Here is a 17,876-nt window from a genome sequence, read left to right as displayed (position 1 = left end):
CAACGATATGCGTGGCGAGCGCCCCTCCTTAGGAGGCAGGCTGCAGCAGCGCCATGGTTTCAAAGTGGTGCGTGCCAGGAAAGGCGTTTACCATGGTCAACCGCTTCAGCGCGTAACCAGCTTCTTTCCATGCTTTGAGGTCGCGTGCAAAGGTGGCTGGATCGCAACCGACGTGTACAACGCTACGCGGCCCCGCCTGCGCCACCGCAAAGACAACCTCATCCCCGGCGCCCGTTCGGGGCGGGTCAAGGACTACGTAGCCCGGTGCAGGCAGTTGTGCCGCACAGGCCTCCACCTTTGCGTTACGGAAAGAGACGTCGTAAGCAGCGAGGCTTTCCTGCGGATGTGCGGCCGCTGCCGGCGAATAATCCACAGAGTAGATCTTCGGCGCCTGCGCCTGGGGCCGCCCAAGCGATGCGGTATCTGCAAGTGCATCATGCAGCGCCGGTACAAACAGGCCCACGCCGCCGTAGAGATCCCATGCCACTGCTGGCATGGCCGGATCTGCACTGCTGTCAGTCAGCCAGTCACGAACGAGTTGCGTGTAAGAATCTGGGGCGCTGGTGTGTGCCTGCCAAAAAGCTGTCGCGGGAAAGCGGAATTCATGGCCGTCAGCGGCTTGCACGACGTCGCCGGAGCCCTCGACAACGTCTAGGACGGTTTCCACGCGGCGCCCACGCGGGGCACGACGGGATTCGACTACGTGGCGGTTACCAGCACTGTCGATGACTACAATAACTTCAGCCCCCGGGGTGAAACGACGAGCATCGGCTCCCACGATGCCATCCACAAGGCCCGGCACCAGTTGGGTGCACGCAACGTCGGTGACGAGTTCGGTGGAAGATTTCTTCCGCAATCCAGCGCACCCTTGCTTGTCGACGCCGAGCCTGACGCGCGTGCGCCATCCGCGCTGCGGGCTAAGTTCCTGGGCCACGACGTCTAATGCGGCTAGCTCGGAGTCATCGAGCTTGGCCACGCGACGAAGCTGATCGATCAAGACCTCGACTTTGATTTCCGCCTCTTTGGATGGGTCGAGTTCGTGAAAATCACAGCATCCCGCCCCGCGCGCGGCCGCTGGGCAGCTGGACGCGACGCGCAATGGACCAGCTTCAACAACGTCCACTAACTCGGAGTCAATGAAGGATTTCTTGACCTTCCTAGCCACTACCCGGACTTTATCGCCAGGGAAAGCTCCTGGGACAAAGACCACGCGACCATCCTCAGCGTGCGCGATGCCCACGCCGCCGTGCGCCATACGCTCGACTCCTAGGAGGAGTTCTTCACCTTTAGAGGGGCCGGATTCGGATTCGTGGAACTCCGAGTGCGTGTGCGGACTAGTCATCGACCTTCTCCTGAATGGTTTCTTGGGCAGTTTCGCTCTCAGAGGGGTAGGCTTCCTCAACTGCGGCGTTGGCGCGGCGCACCATCCAAATGGTGAGGATGGTGACCAAGCCGGTCAGGGGCCATCCCATAAGGATGCGGACCACGCCCAAAGCGGTGGTGTTGTCAGCGTTGTAAATGGCGTTCTGCACGAGGAATCGCGCGAGGAAAATCACGGCCCAACCGGCCGTAGCAATGGCATAGGAACGTCGCGCCTTTACAACAGTGCGCCAGCGCATGTCCTCGCCGTTTATGCCTTTCCAAATGACGCCAACGAGCGGCCAGCGCAGCAAAATGGAAACTGCTGCAACAACGAAAAGCACCAGCGACATCCAGATGCCATAGAGGAAGTAGCCCTTAGCGTCACCAGTAAACCACGCGATTGCGGCGCAGATGCCTACGCCCAACAGACCTGAGATGGCCGGCTGCAGCGTCTCTTTACGGATGATTCGCCAAACCGCAATAAACACTGCGACGCCGAGAGCAGCCAACAACGCTGGGCCCAGACCCCACACGTTATTGACGGGGATGAGGACAACGACCGGAAGTGTCGCTGAGACAAGTCCTGAGAGGCCTCCCATCTGCTCCAGCAGTGTCGGCTCTACTACTTCTTGTTCAGTCGGGGCGGCTGAATGGCTTTGTGGGTTCGTCACGTCGGCTTTCTTGTCTATGTATCCACCGCTCATCAAAGCACTACTTCGATGAAGTGCTGTAGGGATGGATAGGGACGCAATTATTTATCGTCGCTATTGTCCTGCGCAGCGGTCTCTTTATTCAAATCGTTGATCTGAGCCTTCGCTTCTGCTTCATCACGGGCTGCCGCCGAGTTTGCCGCATCAGCAGATCCAGGCGCGCCGGAAGCCGGGGCACTTCCGCCTTCCGCACGCTGCTGCATGGCGGTTTGTACTTGCTCCGCTAATTGCTGCGGCAAGGTCACTGGCAGCGAACTACCCGCCAGAACTGGGTTCTCGCCACGGTAGACGAAGGTACGGGCAAAGACCTCGCGTCCTAGTGCGGCGAGCTCCTCTTGCTTTCCAGCAGGCGCTGCCAAAGTTAGACGGTACATCCAGCGTGGGCCATCAACACCAATAATGCGGATTTCACCGTTCGGGTTTGTGCCCACAACTTCTGTTCCCCATGGGCCGTTTTCTGGGTGGGCTGTAAATCCATCTCGGGTCAGCCCTTCGACAATGTCAACAGCAGATTCTGCCCATTGCCCTGGCTTGCGTGGGGCGGCGAAAGCAACCGGCGTCATGCGGCCGAATTCGGTGACGATGTGCAGCATCTTCGGGCCTTGCTCGCCCATCTCCACCTGCACCTGACTCCCCTTTGGCAGAGGAATGCGCATAGAACCCAGATCTAGGATTCCGACGGAGAAATCAGTGAAATCGAACTCTTCGATTTTTACAGAATCGCCGTCAAAGGGGCCAGAGTCACCGTTAACGGCGTCATGGTCGATGCTAAAAGCCGTGAACTCAGCCTGAGAAGCCGCAGCCGCAGCGCCAGCTTGGGCATCTTCTGCGCGGCTAGTGTGCCCCGTGCTAGCAGGGCTGCCAGCAGCGCCTACTTGCTCGGCGTCCTTAACTTCTTGGTCCTTAACTTCTTGGTCATCAGACTTTTTCTTAGAAAACGGCCACATAGCTGTTTTTCTCCAAACTTGAAACTCTTAAATAGCGGTTAATGATTATGAAGCGAGTCTAGACACCTGTCGAGCCATATCCTGCGGCTCCCCGGACGGTTTCGTCAAGTTCGTCCACCTCGACAAAGTCGACGAGCTCAACACGCTGGACAAGCAATTGAGCGATACGCATGCCGCGCTCAACGTGAAAAGTCTCATGTAGGTCGTGATTAATCAGACACACTTTAATTTCGCCACGATAATCAGCATCGACGGTGCCCGGTGTATTCACCACAGAAACTCCATGCTTGGCGCCAAGACCAGAGCGTGGGTGGATTAGCCCCACGGTGCCGAGCGGCAAAGCGATTGCAATACCAGTGCCCACCAGAACCCGCTCGCCGGGAGCGATGTCTACGGTTTCCGCTGCACACAGGTCTGCGCCAGCATCGCCCCTATGCGCGCGGTGCGGCAAAGGCAAGTCTTTATCCAAGCGGTGCACCTTCACGGGACCGAAAGGACTTACAGGATCAATAATCGGGTTGGTCTCATTCACCTGCCCCAGCCTACCGTGCTCCGAACGGTCGCTTCGTTACAACGTGAAGGGAGCGACTAGACTGGCAGACCGTGTCTATGAATACCGGTTCCGCTTCCCCATCCGCCAGCGGCTCTGCAGCCGCCGCCCCAGAGATCCTTTACAAAGAGCGCCAGTGGGTGCCCTGGTATTTCTGGCTGATGGCCGCCTTTGTCGTGGCTATTACTACCGCGACGGTAAGCCTTAACCGCAACATTTGGTGGGTTATCATCCCCGCAGTGCTACTAAGCGCAATCGCCATTTGGGTGCTCATCGCTTGGTCGGGCACGGTACTTAAAGTTGAAAAGGATACCGATGGCACTCGGTGGCTGACAATCAAAGACGCGCAGCTTCCACACGACGTCGTCCAGCGCTCCATGATCGTGCCAAAGACCGCCCGCCGAAACGCTCTCGGCCCCCAATTCGATCCGGCTGCATTCTTGGTGACGCATGGGTGGATTGACGAGCACATCATGCTGGTGCTCGATGACCCTGAGGACCCAACGCCCTACTGGCTCATCGCAACGAAGAACCCCCAGCAAGTGCTGGATGCCTTCCTCGACCCTGCAGCTCGCCCCAGCGCGCACTAGCTTTAGAAACACCACACCCCCGCATCCATCCGCTCGAACAGCGGAGTGCGGGGGTGTAGGTGTTTTAGGCCGCTGGAAGCGCGGCATGCAAGCTTGAGCTATGCGCGCTTGGGCTACGCACGCCCAAGCGCCAGACCGAGCTGCCTATTTATGCGCAATCAAGGCAGATAGCTTTTCCGTCTTCCTCGTGGGAGAAACGCTTGTTGGACTGCACCAGGAAGCACACGGAACAGGTGAATTCATTCTCCTGACGTGGGATAACTGTAACGTTGAGTTCCTCGCCGGTCAGGTCAACTGATGGCGGCTCGAAAGCCTCAACAATCTCTCCGTCGTCGTCCATGCCGTTGTTGTCATTCTCAGCAGCCTTGAGGCCCTCGAGGGAGTCAGCTTCAAGCTCGTCTTCTACACGGCGACGCGGTGCGTCATAATCGGTGGCCATGTTCTACGCCCCTATTAGTCATGTGGATGGGTTGGTATTTATCGTGCGCATCCTAAAACACAATTGGCCTCATGTCATACTCATCCCGACTGAAAAGCGCTTGACTATTACCCCCGCAGCGGCGTTAAGGCCCCTTTCGAAGCCAGGAGCTGCTGAAACGATGGAGCGAGTTTACCCCCGCACACCCATGTAATCTCGCCCTCAGTGGATAATTTTTGCAGACCTGGATGGCGTACAACGGCTCCAGCCTCCGCCGCAACAATTGCCCCAGCGGCAAAATCCCACGGGTTGATACCGTGCTCGTAATATGCATCTATGCTTCCCTCCGCAACGCGGCACAGATCAAGCGCTGCAGCGCCCATACGGCGAATACCGCGCACGCTAGGCAACATGGAGGTCAGAAGTTGAGCCTGCGCTTGGCGACGCCCTGCCGCGTAGCCGAAACCAGTTGCCACCAGGGCAAGCGACGGGTCTGTCTCTGTACGGCACGCCAACTCGCGCACCTGCCCATCGGCAAACTCCACCGTGGCACCTTGCCCCAGCGCCGCAGAATACAAAGTCTCGCGTGCAACATTGATGACGGCGCCCGCGACAATCTCACCGTCGATGGCGGCTCCCATGGACACGGCAAATTCCTCAATGCCGTAGAGGAAATTCACCGTGCCATCGATGGGGTCCACAATCCATGTGACTCCAGTTTCAGAGGCAACGAAAGCCCCTTCTTCTCCGAAGATGCCATCGCCAGGCCGCTGGCTTTGGATGCTCTCAGCAATAAAGCGCTCGGTGGACTGATCCACCTCGGTGACAGGATCAACCGCGCTGCTCTTGGTCTGCGTGTGTGCCGCCAAGCCATCGCTGCCAATGATTTCGGCACGTTGGGCGCGAATACGTACCGCCGCTGCACGGACTGTATCGCGTGCGAAGTCACGCAGTTGTGCCAGATAATTTGGGTCATATTCACAGTTACTCATGCCAACAATTATGCCGTTGCCTACACTTGGGGCTTATGACTAGCACTAAAACTGGCCATTCCTTTGGCATCGACATCGGAGGCTCCGGCATCAAAGGCGCTGAAGTTGACTTGAACACGGGTGAGTTCGTGGGAGAGCGCCTGAAAATCGCCACGCCCAAGCAATCCACGCCTGAAGCCGTGGCCAAGATTGTCGCCCAGATCGTGGCGGAAAAGGAATGGTCCGGCCCGGTTGGCATTACTTTGCCTTCCGTGGTCAAAGAGCAAAAAGTTCTCACAGCGGCGAACATCGACAAATCCTGGATCGGAGTCGACGCCCAAGAGCTTTTTGCGCAATACTTGGACCAGGCTTTTGTAGTGCTCAATGACGCCGACGCTGCCGGCCTTGCCGAGGTAGCCTTCGGCGACGAAGTAGCACGCACAGCTTCCGTCATCTTCCTCACCCTAGGTACGGGCATTGGCTCGGCTTTCCTCCTCGATGGCCAGCTCTTCCCTAACACCGAGTTGGGCCACATGATGGTGGGCGATGCCGAAGCGGAGCATCAGGCTTCCTCGGCTGTAAAGGAGCGTGAGGGCCTCAAGTACAAGCAGTGGGTCAAGCGACTCAATAAGGTACTTGCCGAATACGAGAAACTGTTTAACCCCCACGCCTTCATCATCGGCGGCGGAATCTCCCGCAAGTGGGACAAGTGGGGCGAACTCGTAGGCATTGACACCCCCGTTGCCCCAGCGCAGCTGCGCAATCGGGCCGGAATCGTCGGTGCCGCTATGGCCGCGCAGCAGAACTTGCGCCCATAGGGTAATCTCCAAAGATCCACAGTGGATTCGACCCCAGTTCACCGCCTCGCGGCGAAGATCATCTATACTGGGCCGTCGATCCAAAGTTAAACAGCTAACGGCGTGCCTCTCCTGCGCAAATGAGGGCTGGATTAGCATTAACCTCAGTGGTCGCGACTATCGCGACCCAAGCTGTTTTTCAATCACAAGCAAGTCGAAAGGGCGTACGTGGCAGCCACTGATTCTTCAGACCAGGTACTCGGCGAGGGCGGAGAAGCCACCGAGGCATCTGCACCTGTCAAGAAGACCGCCAAAAAGACGGCCAAGAAAACCGCAAAGAAGACGGCCAAAAAGACCGCGAAGAAAACGGCTAAAAAGACTGCTAAGAAGACGGCCAAGAAGACAACTCGCAAGACTGCGAAGAAATCTGCCAAGAAGACCGTCCGCAAGTCTGCGCAGAAGGCCGCAGCCGCTCCTGAGGAAAAGCAGGAGAAGCTCGAGACCGCTTCTGACGAGCTCGAAGACGAGCTGGTAGATGACGCCGACCAGGATGACGCGGACTTCGATCCGGATAACGCGGACATGGACGATGACGAGTTCGGCGATGCTGAGGACGAGCTCGATGCGGATGAGGACGATGAAGACGACGATGAGGATTCTTCTTCCGTCTGGGACGAGGAAGAATCCGCTGCCCTGCGCCAGGCGCGCAAGGACGCACAGCTGACCGCATCTGCTGACTCCGTCCGCGCTTACCTCAAGCAGATCGGTAAGGTCGCCCTCCTTAACGCTGAGCAAGAGGTCTCCCTAGCAAAGCGCATTGAGGCTGGCCTCTACGCGCAGTACCGCATGGATGAGATGGAAAAGGCCCGCGCTGAGGGCGACAAGGCCGCCAAGCTCTCCCCTATGGAAAAGCGCGACCTGCGTTCCATCGCCCGTGATGGCCGCAAGGCAAAGAACCACCTGCTGGAGGCAAACCTCCGACTCGTCGTTTCGCTTGCGAAACGCTACACCGGCCGTGGCATGGCTTTCTTGGATCTCATTCAGGAGGGCAACCTGGGCCTTATCCGTGCGGTTGAGAAGTTCGACTACACCAAGGGTTACAAGTTCTCCACCTACGCCACGTGGTGGATCCGCCAGGCTATTACCCGCGCCATGGCTGATCAGGCCCGCACCATCCGTATCCCGGTGCACATGGTCGAGGTCATCAACAAGCTGGGCCGCATCCAGCGCGAGCTCCTGCAGGATCTGGGCCGCGAGCCCACCCCAATCGAGCTGGCGAAGGAAATGGACATCACCGAGGAAAAGGTCCTCGAGATCCAGCAGTACGCCCGCGAGCCGATTTCCCTGGACCAGACCATTGGTGATGAGGGCGATTCCCAGCTCGGTGACTTCATTGAGGACTCCGAGGCAGTCATCGCTGTCGACGCCGTATCCTTCACTTTGCTGCAGGACCAGCTCCAGGACGTGCTCACCACCCTGTCTGAGCGCGAAGCCGGCGTCGTTCGCCTGCGCTTCGGCCTGACCGACGGCATGCCGCGCACTTTAGACGAAATCGGCCAAGTCTACGGTGTTACCCGCGAGCGCATCCGCCAGATCGAGTCCAAGACCATGTCCAAGCTGCGCCACCCTTCGCGCTCTCAGGTCTTGCGCGACTACCTCGACTAAGAGGCCAAGCTAGCCAAGGCAAGCGACAAGACGCACACGCTTGCCGACGCCGCCCTCGCCTCCCCCGTTAGCACTAAGCTGCGGAGGGACGCGAGGGCATTTTGCACCTGTGGCACAAGCAAGAGTCCCAAGGATGAGTCCTAAGCCTCAACGTCATGGGTTCGCAGCCAGGCAACAGATGCGCTCCAAGCTCCGATGACGAAGCAGATAGAAACAGCCATCATAAACGCGATACCGCGCACATCAGGAGTGTCATCTGCACCGAAGGCGGTACTGCCGAGCGAAATCGTCGACGTAACCATAGCCGGTGGCAGCAGCATCGGGATGAGCCGAATACCCCTGTAGAGAATTCCAACTGAGGCAATCGCGCCCACAAGTGAAATCGCCACGGGCGTGGCAAAGCTGCGAAAGATCATCGAGAAAAAGGACTGCCAGGCCCCGACTGCGAACGCCGGGATGATTGCTAGGAACAGCGCGCTCAAGTTGAGAGGCGGAATCTCTCCCTGTATTCCTAAGCCGCGTCCAATGCCTAAGGCCAGCGCGATGAACACCGCCTGCATTAGCGCGATGAGGACCATGATGGAGAAAAACTTGGCCGCGACTACTTCTCCCGCCGAGCGCGGTGAGGTCATAATAGTGTTCCAATTGTGGTTGCGGTGTTCTAGGCGCCAGGCAGCTGCAGCGATGATGGCCACTCCCACAGTCATAAAGATTAGGCCGTAGAACAGCGTTGCTTGGGAAAGATAGCTTGCCCATCCGGCATTAAGTACCGCCAAGTTGGCGTGATAATTCGCGGCACCAATGCCGACTGCTATAGACGGCACGAGGAAGATGACAGTCCATACGTAGGAGCGTCGAAATTTCAGCAGATCGATAGCAAACATGAACTTATTCCTCCTGGGAGTCAAGCGTGCGACAAAGCACGGTGAAGATGACGGTTACAACGGCGATGAACAGTACCCATGGAATCCACAGTGGTTCGATGCTCACTAGGCCTTCGGGGCGGAAGGTAAATGGGGCCAAGACTGCGTAGTAACCGAAGGGATTAATGAGCGTGACCGCGGTTGGGGAAAGCATTCCTGCCACACCGAGGAAGCCGCCTACTACCCCAGTGCTGAGCACTACGAGCTGGGATTCCACGCGTGCTGCCTGCCATAAGAAAATCGCCATCAGTGCGCACGAGGTTCCATATAGACCAGCTGCTGTGAGAACCCATGTGCCGGGTGAATCAATCGACTGTGCCCCAAAGAGGAATGGATTGGTCAAGACCGCGAGCAATTCAACTACCTTTACTGCGGCTAGGACAAGGGCTAAAGCTGCGAACTTCGCGCGGAGCAGACCACCGCGGCGGTACCCGGCGATGGAATTAAGCCGCCAGCCGCCGTGGAGATGCTCTACATCGGCTGCGCGGCTGGCTAGCAATGCCACCTGCACCGGAGTGAGGAAGGCCGTCACCGTGATGTAGCCAAGGAGGTATCCGCCCCATTGACTATGTGGATCTTGCTGAAATTGTTCGGCGGTGTGCTCACTCACCAGATTCATACTGGAAAAGGCAACGATGGCGAGCGTGACGGCAAGGGCAAGCGGCAGCATCCGGGTATGCCGCATCTTGGCATATTCAGTCTGCAGCATCATTGCAAGCCACCTCGTCCCGTAATCGAAATGAAGATCTCTTCGAGACTGCGGTGCGTTCTTAGTACCTGGTAGATGGGCACGCCGTGGTTGACGAGCTGCTCGCAAGCCCCCGCGACGTCGCGCTCGCTTAAGTTCGGGACCCGAATGCCGCCTTCTACAAAGCGCACTGAGATACCCGCGAGTGCTTGCGCCGCTTCCTTGGGGTTCGGGGTTTCGATATAGACTTCAGGCGGCTGGGAATGGAAAAGCTCCTGCTTTGTACCTTGGAAGAGCAACTGCCCGCGATTGATAATGGTCAGCTCACTAGCCATCTTTTCGATTTCCGAGAGAAGGTGGCTCGAAACCAATACCGTTCGCCCCTCATCGGCAGCGAGGCTGACGATGAGATTGCGAATCTCTTCGATACCGGCAGGGTCAAGGCCGTTCGTTGGTTCATCAAGGATCAGAAGCTGCGGGTTACGAACCATAGCCATTGCGATGCCGAGGCGCTGTTTCATGCCCAAGGAATAGTTCGCTACTTGCTTGTCCAGCTGCTTTTCCAGCCGCACGAGGTGCACTGCGCGATCCACGTCTTCTGCTTCAGCGCGTAGAAGCCGCGCAGCGATGCGCAGGTTCTCTCGCCCGGTGAGGTGCAAATAGGCCGAAGGCTGCTCGATGAGCGAGCCGGTGCGGGCCAAGGCCCGGCTGCGCGTCTTAGGCCCAAAAGGCTCGCCGAACAAACTGATGCTTCCCTCGGTCGGCTTTGCCAGACCCAAAAGCATTTTCATGGCCGTGGACTTGCCCGAACCATTCGGCCCCAACAATCCGTGAACGACACCGTGGCCAATTGCCATATCAAGGCCGTCGACCGCCTTGAATCCCTTATATTCCTTGGTCAAACCCTGAGTTTCGACAACATATTCTGTGCTCATAACTCAATAGTTGCCCGGCGCGCCTACGCCGCACATCGCCGCGAGGCACGATTTTGCGAGTCATACCGGGGTATTAGGAGCTAAGCAGGTCAGCACGGGAGACAAATCCTGTGCGATAGGCGAAAAGAGCTGCGTGTACACGGTCCCTAGAATTCGTCTTGGCGAGGACTCGTCCAACGTGCGTCTTGACGGTCGGCATAGAGATGAACATCCGCTCACATATCTCTGTGTTTGACCATCCCATCCCGATTGCTTCAAGGATTTCTTGTTCACGGGCAGTCAGCGATTGAAGTACCCGACGGTCTGCGCCGCTAATACTCAGTGTGTCCGTGGAGTCATCCCGCATACTGTGGACAAGGCGCTTAGTGGCGCGGGGTGAGATTACCGCGTCTCCGCGATAGACAGTGCGCAACGCGCTTAGTAGCTCCTCTGGCTCTGCGTCTTTGAGCACGAAGCCACTCGCTCCTGCTCGCAGCCCGGCTACTACATAGTCTTCGTCATCGAAGGTTGTCAGAATGATGACCTTCGTCTCCGGAAGAGAGGATGCGATCTCAGCAGTGGCGCTAATTCCATCGCGGACGGGCATCTGTACATCCATGAGCACCACATCAGCAGGCGTGGCCGCGCATTGGGTCAGCGCATCTTCGCCATCGTTTGCTTGCCAGATAACATCCATGTCTGGCTGCGAACTAATGATCTGGGCAATCCCGTGCAGGAAGAGAACCTGGTCATCTACCAATCCGACTTTCATTGCTTACTTCCCCCTTACGGTGGGTAACTCTGCCTCTACTATCCATGTGCCAGCATCACTGCGCTGTTGGAAGGTGCCTCCAACCAATTCCGCTCGTTCCTTCATGCCATCAATGCCATGTCCCTCGCCTCGGGCATCACCCGTATATCCATTGCGCACCTCAAGGCGGACGATACCTTCAAGCCATTCGACTAGTACGTCTGCTTGCCCGCCACCATGTTTGTTCGCATTGGTCAAAGCCTCTTGGACAATTCGGTACAGACTTAGTGACGTCGCGGCGGAAAGTTCTTCAGGTGGCGTTCCTGTGCAGCGATATCCCACAGCAATGCCAGCGCTTCTAACGCTGTTAATGAGTTCTGAAAGATCACCGAATCCCACCATCGGTTGAGTGCTGCGCTTTTCCCCTGTGCGCAGCAAGCCCACGACTCCCCGCATTTCCCTCAAAGAGGTCCTTCCCACGCGGGAAATAGACTTCAAAGCTGCTTCTTGCGCTTCCCTGTCTTTGGTGTAGAGCGCCCCATCGGCCTGGGCAACTATGACCGATAGCGAGTGCGTGACGACGTCATGGATCTCACGTGCGATAAACGCCCGTTGTTCCGTCGAGCTTCTCTCGAATTCCAGGCGTTGTTTCTCTAAAGCACGCGAAATCTCCCGTGTGCGTTCTTCCTCTGCTCTCCTACGCAGTTCACCCACAAGCATGCATACCGCAAGGACCAGTAGGCTCCAGCCCACGACGAAAAGGCGCCGCGCAATATCCTGTGCTGCTTCCTGTACCGTTTGGCTCACCCAAAATACGCCGACAAAATCCGCAGTAAGCATCCCTAAAGTCATTATTCGCCGTAGGGGCTCTTCCAGCCTGCGGCGAATAATGTAGGCGACCTGCCCCGCAAGGATTATGATGCCTACGGTGAGTTCCACTTGGAACAGGCTGGTGAAGAGCACCACTGATGCAACGAAGACCACCAGGCGTGGCCACCGCCTGCTAATAATTGGCACTAGCACAACCAAGGCGATAATCAGGTAGTCAAAGAGCGGCCGGGACATCAGGTCCCTACCGATGAGAGACGCCGCTCCGCATAAAAGTGACACCGCCAGGTCACGAATCATTCGCCTATCAGAAAAGACTTCCACGCCTCTACGCTATCCGGTTCGATGAGTTAAGTAGTCATGCCTGAGTACGATTTCGCCGGCCATTTTTTATCCAAGGCCGGGCCCAAATAGAACTCATTCTCCACAAATTAGGGCAGCCAAAGTTAGGAAATCTGCGACCCAAACTAATGTCTTGGGATACCGTGACGAGAGCAACATTACAGAACAGACTGAGTCGAAATCCTCGCCGCCCGCCCCGGCGCGGTGACACACACCCTAGAAGTCACCGGACCCGTCGGACAACAGGTCACCGCCCAGTGGGTCGAGTTCCCCGCGCGACGCCTCACCGTCATCGAGATGGCCTCCTGCGCAGGCCTCTCCCTCGTGCCGCAGGACCTGCGCGACCCCGGCGCGACCACCACCTACGGCGTGGGCGAGCTCCTCCGCCACCTCCTCGACCGCGATATTGAGACCATCATCGTCGGCTGCGGGGACTCGGGCACCTCGGACGGCGGCGCCGGCGCGCTCGCCGCGCTGGGCGTGACAACCGAGGACGAACACGGAAACGAACTCGCACCCGGCGGCGCAAACCTCCGCCACGCACGCAGTCTTGACACCGACGAGCTGTACCCGCGCCTGAACGACGTCGATATCATCCTCGCCTGCAATATCCTCAACGTGCTCACCGGTAAGCGCGGCGTCGCCCGTGTCTTCGGCCCGCAGAAGGAGGCGACTCCCCAACAAGTCGAGGAGCTTGAAGCAGGCCTGGAGAACTTCGCCCGACTGCTCCACGACCATTTCCAGCCAGCGGCGAACATTGTGACGGGGCCGGGCACGGGGGTATTGGGATGCTTGGGCGCGGGGCTCATGGCCCTCGGCGCGCAGGCGCGCAACCGCTTCTAGGTCCTGCTCGATGAGGAGTTGGATGAGCTGCTCACGCGGGCGGACGTCGTCATCACCGCCGAGGGCGCCATTGACTTCCAGACCCCGCGCGGCAAGGTCCCCGCGGAAATCGCGCGCCGCTGCCAGGACTCCGGCGTCCCGGTTCTCGCGCTCGCCGGTTCCCTCGGCCACGGCGCGCCCGCGGTCCATGACTGCGGCATTGCCGCCATCCAGCGCATCATGACAGTGCCCATGGAGCTTTCCGATGCCGTCTCCCAAGGCCATCCCTTCCTTGTCGCCGCCGCGGAGCGCGCCATGCACATGCTCCAGCTTGGCTCCGCCGTCGCCGGCCGCACGGAGGCCAAGCTCCGCGAGCGCTACCACGCGCCCGTCACCGCCCTTCCCGCGGCCTAACCGCCGCCACTCCCCTTCTCATTTCCGCAGCTCAACGCCCATTAATTTAGATGAAGATCCTCTCATGTTGGCTTCATCGCCCTTTCATGACCGGTCCCCATACTGGATCATGACCGCGAAGGTCACCCCACAACACCACAACACACAGCACCGGCCCGCACCGGGGGCCGGGACTGGGAAAGGACACCTCATGCACTCCACTCCGACCTCCAAGACCGCAACCACCACCCGCCGCCTGCGCAACGGCGTCCTTGCCGCCGCTGTCGTGGCTTTAGGCACCGCCGGCGCTGACGATGCCCCCGAGCCAACTCCCGCGGCCACTTCCCCAGCCGACCTCGACGACGACCGTGATGACTGGGGCGATCTGGACGATGACCGCGACGACTGGGATGACCGAGATGACAACGACGATGACGAGCACGACGAGGATGACGGCGATGACGATGACGACGACCGCTTCGAAGACTAAGACATCCGACCCCGCGCGGTAGCCCGCCGCGCCACCCTCCTTCTAGCCGCGCGCATTCGCTTGCGCGGCTTCCGCGTTCCTATCCCCCCCAATGCCTGCGACCCCGTCGCTCCCCGCGGCGGGGTCGGAGCTGTTTCCACCCCCCGTCAGAGTGCCCCCCCTTGCCGGAACCGGTGGTGAGGAAATAGGGTGGATTCAACAAATTGTAAACGTTTACATCAATCGTTTGCACACCACAGGGCGAAGCGGGGTGACCATCATGGCAGCAGAACACGGCCGTCCCACCCTCAAGGACGTGGCCCAGCGCGCCGGTGTCTCCATCGCCACCGCCTCCCGCGCCATGGCGAACAACCCCGCGGTGGCCACCACCACCCGCACGCACATCCAGGCCCTGGCCGCGGAGATGGGATATCTCCCCAACGCCCAGGCCCGGGCCCTGCAGAGCTCACGCAGCAACACCATCGGGATAGTGGTGCCCAGCCTGATCAACCCCTATTTCGCCACCATGGTCTCCGCCGTGCAGAACGCAGCCGAGGGTGCCGGTCTGGCCACCATCATCACCAACACCGATGAGCGCCCGGAGACCATGGCCGCCTCCCTGGCCTTCCTTGCCAGCCACGGGGTGGACGGCATCATCTGCGTGCCCGATGAAGCCTGCGCGGACCAACTGAACAACCTGCACGCCCAGGGCATGCCCTTGGTCCTCATCGACCGAGAACTCACCGGATCCCCCATCCCCACCGTCATCTCCGATCCGCAACCCGGCATGGACGCCGCGGTATCGCTGCTGGTGGAGCACCATGCCCTGCCGATCGGTTACCTCTCCGGGCCGCTGAGCACCTCCACGGGACGTGCCCGCCTGGAAGCCTTCCAGCAGGCTTGCCGGAACAACGAACGGGAACCGCAGCTGGTCTTCCATGGTGGGTTCGAACAGGAGCAGGGCTATCAGGGTGCCACCCACCTACTCAACCACGGGGCCCGCGCACTGGTCGCCGGGGACACCATGATGACCATCGGGGTGCTCCAGGCCTGCCACCGGGCGGGCCTGAGTATCGGCGAGGGCATCAGCGTGATCGGTTTCGACAACCAACCCGTCTTCGCCCTGCAACCACGGCCCCTGACGGTCATCGACCAGCAGGTGGACGTCATGGCCCGGCAGGCCTTCACCGTCCTGCACGGGCTGCTGACAGGCACCAAACCTACCGAATCCACCCAGACGCACCTTGTCACACCCACTATCCTGATCCAGGGTGATTCCCTCATGAAAGGCCCACAACCATGACTGACATACCCGGTTCACCCGGTTCCATTGTTGTTGTCGGATCCATCAACGCGGATCTGACCACCACGGTCCACCGCCACCCCCACCCCGGTGAGACCCTCCTCGGCGGCGGTGGTGAGATCAGTGCCGGCGGCAAGGGCGCCAATCAGGCCGTGGCCGCCGCCCAGCTCGGTGCGGAGGTCCACATGGTCGGTGCGGTGGGTTCCGATACCATGGCTGACTCCGCCCTGGTGCACATGCGTGCCTCCGGCGCTGACATGTCCGCAGTCCACACCGTCGACGGCCCCACCGGTCTGGCCGTGATCACGGTGGCCGATGACGGTGAGAACACCATCATCGTCGTGCCCGGCGCGAATGCCAGCATGGACGCCGGCTATGTGGACCGGCATGCCCGGCTCATTGAACAGGCCGGCATCGTCCTGCTGCAGGGTGAGATCCCCGCCGATGGTTTTAACCGCGCGGTGGACCTGGCGCAGGGTCGGGTGGTGATCAACCTCGCGCCTGTGGTCCCGGTCGGCCATGAGCAGCTCCGTCAGGCGAATCCCCTCCTGGTCAATGAGCACGAGGGTGCCCTCGTGATGGAGATGCTCGGTGCACCCACCCCCGAAACCGATCCGTCCACCCTGGTGGCAGCCCTGCTGGGTCAGGGTTTCCCCACCGTGGTCATGACCCTCGGTGCCGATGGCGCCCTAGTCGGTGACGCCGAGGGCCTCACCGCGATCCCGACCCCCACCGTTGAGGCGGTGGACACCACCGGCAGTGGCGATGCGTTCGCGGGTGCGCTCGTCGCAAAGCTCGCCGACGGCCACTCCCTGGTGGAGGCCGCCCGCTTCGCCGCCCGCGTCGGTGCGTTCGCCGCCACCCGCCGCGGCGCGCAGGCCTCCTACCCCACGCTTGTCGACGACCTACCCACAGTCACCGCTTAACTCCCCCACCGAAACGAGAGTAACCATGTCAACCATCATCGAACCGAGGAAAGCCCCGGCCGCTGCGATCATCCCGCTGATGATCGCCCTGCTGGTGGCGGTGTTCGCCTTCCAGCTCAATGCCTCCATGCTCGCTCCGGCCCTGGCCACCATGGAGGTCGAACTGAATGCGACCCCCGCCCAGATCGGTATGACCCAGACCGCGTTCTTCACCGCGGCCGCCCTGTTCTCCCTCTTCCTGCCGCGCTGGGGTGACCTCATCGGCCGCCGCAAGGTGCTGATCGGCATGATGATCGTCACCGGCATCGGCTGTCTCGTCGCGGCACTCGCCCCCAATGTCACCGTGTTGTTCCTGGGACGTCTGATCCAGGGTGTGGCCGGTCCCACCGTGCCGCTGTGTCTGATCATCCTGCGCCAGCAGGTGCCCAATGAGAAGCAGTACGCACTACTGCTGGGTGTGATCACCTCCGTCAACGGTGGTATCGGTGGCGTCGACGCGATCGCTGGTGGCTGGCTGGCGGAGCACTTCGGTTTCCGGTCCATCTTCTGTGTCATGGCCGTGTTCTGCGTGGCGGCCGCCCTGGCCCTGTCCTTCGGTGTGAAGGAATCCACCGCCGAGACCACCCCGAAGATGGACTGGCTCGGTGTGCTGCCGCTCGCCGTGTCCATCGGTGCCCTGCTGACCGCCTTCAACGAGGCCGGCAAGCTTGCCGACGCCAACTGGTTCCTCGTCATCGCCCTGTTCGCAATCGGCATCATCGGCATCGTCGCCTTCTACAACATTGAAAAGCGTGTGAAGAACCCCCTGGTCAGCATCGAGTACCTCGGCCAGCGCCGCACCTGGGCGCTGCTGCTGACCACCCTGTTGACCATGACCGGTGTGTTCGCCATCATGAACGGTCTGCTGCCCAACCTCGCGCAGGACGCCACCCATGGTGCGGGCATGTCCGCCGGTGTGGTCTCCTGGTGGACCTTGACCCCGTATGCCCTGGCCGGCCTGGTCTTCGGGCCCGTCGCCGGTATTCTCGCCGGCAAATTCGGCTACAAGATCGTCCTGCAGATCGGTATCGCCGCCACCATCATCGGTGTCGCCGGTGCCACCTTCCTCGTGGGCAGCACCTCCAACCTGGCGTACCTGGGGATCTCCACCTTCGTGGGTATCACCTACGCCGGTATCGCCAACATCATGCTCAACGGACTCGGTGTGGTGCTCTCCCCCGCCGACAACCAGGGGTACCTGCCGGGTATGAACGCCGGCGCCTTCAACCTCGGTGCGGGTATCTCCTTTGCCATCCTCTTCGCGGTGGCCACCAGCTTCGGGGACAGCAACGGTGGGTACGCCGCCGGTATGTGGGCCGGTGTGATCATCCTGGCGCTGGCGTTCCTGTGCTCCCTGCTCATCCCACGCCCGGAATCCATCACCGATACCGTGGCGGCCAGAAACCTGGCTGCCAATGCCACCGACAGCACCGACACCACCGGTACCGCCCCCGTGGGCAACTAACCC

Annotated in this window: 18 protein-coding genes and 1 pseudogene; 8 read left to right on the top strand and 11 right to left on the bottom strand. The window is 59.9% G+C overall.

All coding sequences use genetic code 11. The features are described 5' to 3' along the window. Window positions 1–28: 28 nt before the first annotated feature. The 4 genes from I6I72_RS12915 to dut all read right to left on the bottom strand — a co-directional run bounded on the left by I6I72_RS12915 (window position 29) and on the right by dut (window position 3,551). Window positions 29–1,342: a class I SAM-dependent RNA methyltransferase gene (locus I6I72_RS12915; RefSeq protein WP_049145371.1), complete on the bottom strand. Its 1,314-nt coding sequence runs from the start codon at window positions 1,340–1,342 to the stop codon at window positions 29–31. Further along, window positions 1,335–1,961: a DUF3159 domain-containing protein gene (locus I6I72_RS12910; RefSeq protein ID WP_236081458.1), complete on the bottom strand. Its 627-nt coding sequence runs from the start codon at window positions 1,959–1,961 to the stop codon at window positions 1,335–1,337. Before I6I72_RS12910 ends, I6I72_RS12915 begins: the two co-directional genes overlap by 8 nt. A gap of 152 nt (window positions 1,962–2,113) precedes the next feature. After that, complete coding sequence (locus tag I6I72_RS12905; protein WP_049145365.1) at window positions 2,114–3,019, bottom strand: DUF3710 domain-containing protein; 906 nt, start codon at window positions 3,017–3,019, stop codon at window positions 2,114–2,116. A 58-nt stretch (window positions 3,020–3,077) separates the two neighbouring features. Further along, window positions 3,078–3,551, bottom strand: coding sequence for a dUTP diphosphatase (dut, locus tag I6I72_RS12900; RefSeq protein ID WP_046645360.1), 474 nt, complete (start codon window positions 3,549–3,551; stop codon window positions 3,078–3,080). Window positions 3,552–3,628: 77 nt separating this feature from the next. Between dut and I6I72_RS12895 the strand changes: the two genes are divergently transcribed. Next, on the top strand, window positions 3,629–4,159 hold the full coding sequence (locus tag I6I72_RS12895) for a DUF3093 domain-containing protein (RefSeq protein WP_005529163.1): 531 nt from the start codon (window positions 3,629–3,631) through the stop codon (window positions 4,157–4,159). A 148-nt stretch (window positions 4,160–4,307) separates the two neighbouring features. On the opposite strand, the gene I6I72_RS12890 is transcribed toward I6I72_RS12895, so the two are convergent. Beyond that, window positions 4,308–4,598, bottom strand: coding sequence for a DUF4193 domain-containing protein (locus I6I72_RS12890; protein WP_005529162.1), 291 nt, complete (start codon window positions 4,596–4,598; stop codon window positions 4,308–4,310). Between the two features lie 107 nt (window positions 4,599–4,705). Next, window positions 4,706–5,569 (bottom strand): inositol monophosphatase family protein, encoded by an 864-nt coding sequence (locus I6I72_RS12885; RefSeq protein WP_049145362.1) that lies wholly within the window; start codon window positions 5,567–5,569, stop codon window positions 4,706–4,708. Window positions 5,570–5,604: 35 nt separating this feature from the next. Between I6I72_RS12885 and ppgK the strand changes: the two genes are divergently transcribed. Together ppgK and I6I72_RS12875 are read left to right on the top strand one after the other, a co-directional pair. Beyond that, entirely contained in the window at window positions 5,605–6,366 is a 762-nt protein-coding gene (gene ppgK / locus I6I72_RS12880; RefSeq protein ID WP_049145360.1) for a polyphosphate--glucose phosphotransferase, read from the top strand. 207 nt (window positions 6,367–6,573) lie between these two features. Further along, complete coding sequence (locus I6I72_RS12875) at window positions 6,574–8,010, top strand: RNA polymerase sigma factor (protein ID WP_049145358.1); 1,437 nt, start codon at window positions 6,574–6,576, stop codon at window positions 8,008–8,010. Window positions 8,011–8,150: 140 nt separating this feature from the next. Here the strand turns inward: I6I72_RS12875 and I6I72_RS12870 are convergent, their stop codons facing one another. The 5 genes from I6I72_RS12870 to I6I72_RS12850 all read right to left on the bottom strand — a co-directional run bounded on the left by I6I72_RS12870 (window position 8,151) and on the right by I6I72_RS12850 (window position 12,438). Beyond that, window positions 8,151–8,894 (bottom strand): ABC transporter permease, encoded by a 744-nt coding sequence (locus I6I72_RS12870; protein ID WP_201807174.1) that lies wholly within the window; start codon window positions 8,892–8,894, stop codon window positions 8,151–8,153. A 4-nt stretch (window positions 8,895–8,898) separates the two neighbouring features. After that, entirely contained in the window at window positions 8,899–9,645 is a 747-nt protein-coding gene (locus I6I72_RS12865; RefSeq protein ID WP_005529157.1) for an ABC transporter permease, read from the bottom strand. Further along, the gene (locus I6I72_RS12860; RefSeq protein ID WP_049064399.1) at window positions 9,642–10,556 is read right to left on the bottom strand and encodes an ABC transporter ATP-binding protein; all 915 of its coding nucleotides are present in this window, start codon (window positions 10,554–10,556) and stop codon (window positions 9,642–9,644) included. The genes I6I72_RS12865 and I6I72_RS12860 overlap by 4 nt, the downstream gene beginning before the upstream one ends. Before the next feature lie 73 nt (window positions 10,557–10,629). Further along, on the bottom strand, window positions 10,630–11,307 hold the full coding sequence (locus I6I72_RS12855) for a response regulator (RefSeq protein WP_049145349.1): 678 nt from the start codon (window positions 11,305–11,307) through the stop codon (window positions 10,630–10,632). 3 nt (window positions 11,308–11,310) lie between these two features. After that, the gene (locus I6I72_RS12850) at window positions 11,311–12,438 is read right to left on the bottom strand and encodes a sensor histidine kinase (protein ID WP_236592639.1); all 1,128 of its coding nucleotides are present in this window, start codon (window positions 12,436–12,438) and stop codon (window positions 11,311–11,313) included. 222 nt (window positions 12,439–12,660) lie between these two features. Here I6I72_RS12850 and I6I72_RS12845 point away from each other — a divergent pair. The 5 genes and pseudogenes from I6I72_RS12845 to uriT all read left to right on the top strand — a co-directional run bounded on the left by I6I72_RS12845 (window position 12,661) and on the right by uriT (window position 17,873). Beyond that, window positions 12,661–13,692, top strand: a pseudogene (locus tag I6I72_RS12845) (glycerate kinase family protein). A gap of 190 nt (window positions 13,693–13,882) precedes the next feature. Beyond that, on the top strand, window positions 13,883–14,161 hold the full coding sequence (locus I6I72_RS12840; protein ID WP_049145344.1) for a hypothetical protein: 279 nt from the start codon (window positions 13,883–13,885) through the stop codon (window positions 14,159–14,161). Between the two features lie 259 nt (window positions 14,162–14,420). Next, entirely contained in the window at window positions 14,421–15,443 is a 1,023-nt protein-coding gene (gene uriR, locus I6I72_RS12835; RefSeq protein ID WP_049145396.1) for a transcriptional regulator UriR, read from the top strand. Next, on the top strand, window positions 15,440–16,369 hold the full coding sequence (gene rbsK1, locus I6I72_RS12830) for a ribokinase RbsK1 (protein WP_049145341.1): 930 nt from the start codon (window positions 15,440–15,442) through the stop codon (window positions 16,367–16,369). Before uriR ends, rbsK1 begins: the two co-directional genes overlap by 4 nt. Window positions 16,370–16,394: 25 nt before the next feature. Further along, window positions 16,395–17,873 carry a uridine transporter UriT gene (gene uriT / locus I6I72_RS12825; RefSeq protein WP_049145340.1) on the top strand — a complete coding sequence of 493 codons (1,479 nt, stop codon included), beginning with the start codon at window positions 16,395–16,397 and terminating at the stop codon, window positions 17,871–17,873. Window positions 17,874–17,876: the final 3 nt, after the last annotated feature.

Origin of the sequence: Corynebacterium striatum, assembly GCF_016728105.1 — a bacterium.
Classification (GTDB): Bacteria; Actinomycetota; Actinomycetes; order Mycobacteriales; family Mycobacteriaceae; genus Corynebacterium; species Corynebacterium striatum.
The sequence above is the reverse complement of the archived record's forward strand: the minus strand, read 5'-3'. Positions and strand labels throughout refer to the sequence as shown.

What these genes read in the sequence shown, in the direction of transcription:
- I6I72_RS12915 (WP_049145371.1), bottom strand. Translation starts at nt 1,342, where the DNA reads ATGACTAGTCCGCACACGCACTCGGAGTTCCACGAATCCGAATCCGGC.
- I6I72_RS12910 (WP_236081458.1), bottom strand. Translation starts at nt 1,961, where the DNA reads ATGGGAGGCCTCTCAGGACTTGTCTCAGCGACACTTCCGGTCGTTGTC.
- I6I72_RS12905 (WP_049145365.1), bottom strand. Translation starts at nt 3,019, where the DNA reads ATGTGGCCGTTTTCTAAGAAAAAGTCTGATGACCAAGAAGTTAAGGAC.
- I6I72_RS12895 (WP_005529163.1), top strand. Translation starts at nt 3,629, where the DNA reads ATGAATACCGGTTCCGCTTCCCCATCCGCCAGCGGCTCTGCAGCCGCC.
- I6I72_RS12890 (WP_005529162.1), bottom strand. Translation starts at nt 4,598, where the DNA reads ATGGCCACCGATTATGACGCACCGCGTCGCCGTGTAGAAGACGAGCTT.
- I6I72_RS12885 (WP_049145362.1), bottom strand. Translation starts at nt 5,569, where the DNA reads ATGAGTAACTGTGAATATGACCCAAATTATCTGGCACAACTGCGTGAC.
- ppgK (WP_049145360.1), top strand. Translation starts at nt 5,605, where the DNA reads ATGACTAGCACTAAAACTGGCCATTCCTTTGGCATCGACATCGGAGGC.
- I6I72_RS12870 (WP_201807174.1), bottom strand. Translation starts at nt 8,894, where the DNA reads ATGTTTGCTATCGATCTGCTGAAATTTCGACGCTCCTACGTATGGACT.
- I6I72_RS12865 (WP_005529157.1), bottom strand. Translation starts at nt 9,645, where the DNA reads ATGATGCTGCAGACTGAATATGCCAAGATGCGGCATACCCGGATGCTG.
- I6I72_RS12860 (WP_049064399.1), bottom strand. Translation starts at nt 10,556, where the DNA reads ATGAGCACAGAATATGTTGTCGAAACTCAGGGTTTGACCAAGGAATAT.
- I6I72_RS12855 (WP_049145349.1), bottom strand. Translation starts at nt 11,307, where the DNA reads ATGAAAGTCGGATTGGTAGATGACCAGGTTCTCTTCCTGCACGGGATT.
- I6I72_RS12840 (WP_049145344.1), top strand. Translation starts at nt 13,883, where the DNA reads ATGCACTCCACTCCGACCTCCAAGACCGCAACCACCACCCGCCGCCTG.
- uriR (WP_049145396.1), top strand. Translation starts at nt 14,421, where the DNA reads ATGGCAGCAGAACACGGCCGTCCCACCCTCAAGGACGTGGCCCAGCGC.
- rbsK1 (WP_049145341.1), top strand. Translation starts at nt 15,440, where the DNA reads ATGACTGACATACCCGGTTCACCCGGTTCCATTGTTGTTGTCGGATCC.
- uriT (WP_049145340.1), top strand. Translation starts at nt 16,395, where the DNA reads ATGTCAACCATCATCGAACCGAGGAAAGCCCCGGCCGCTGCGATCATC.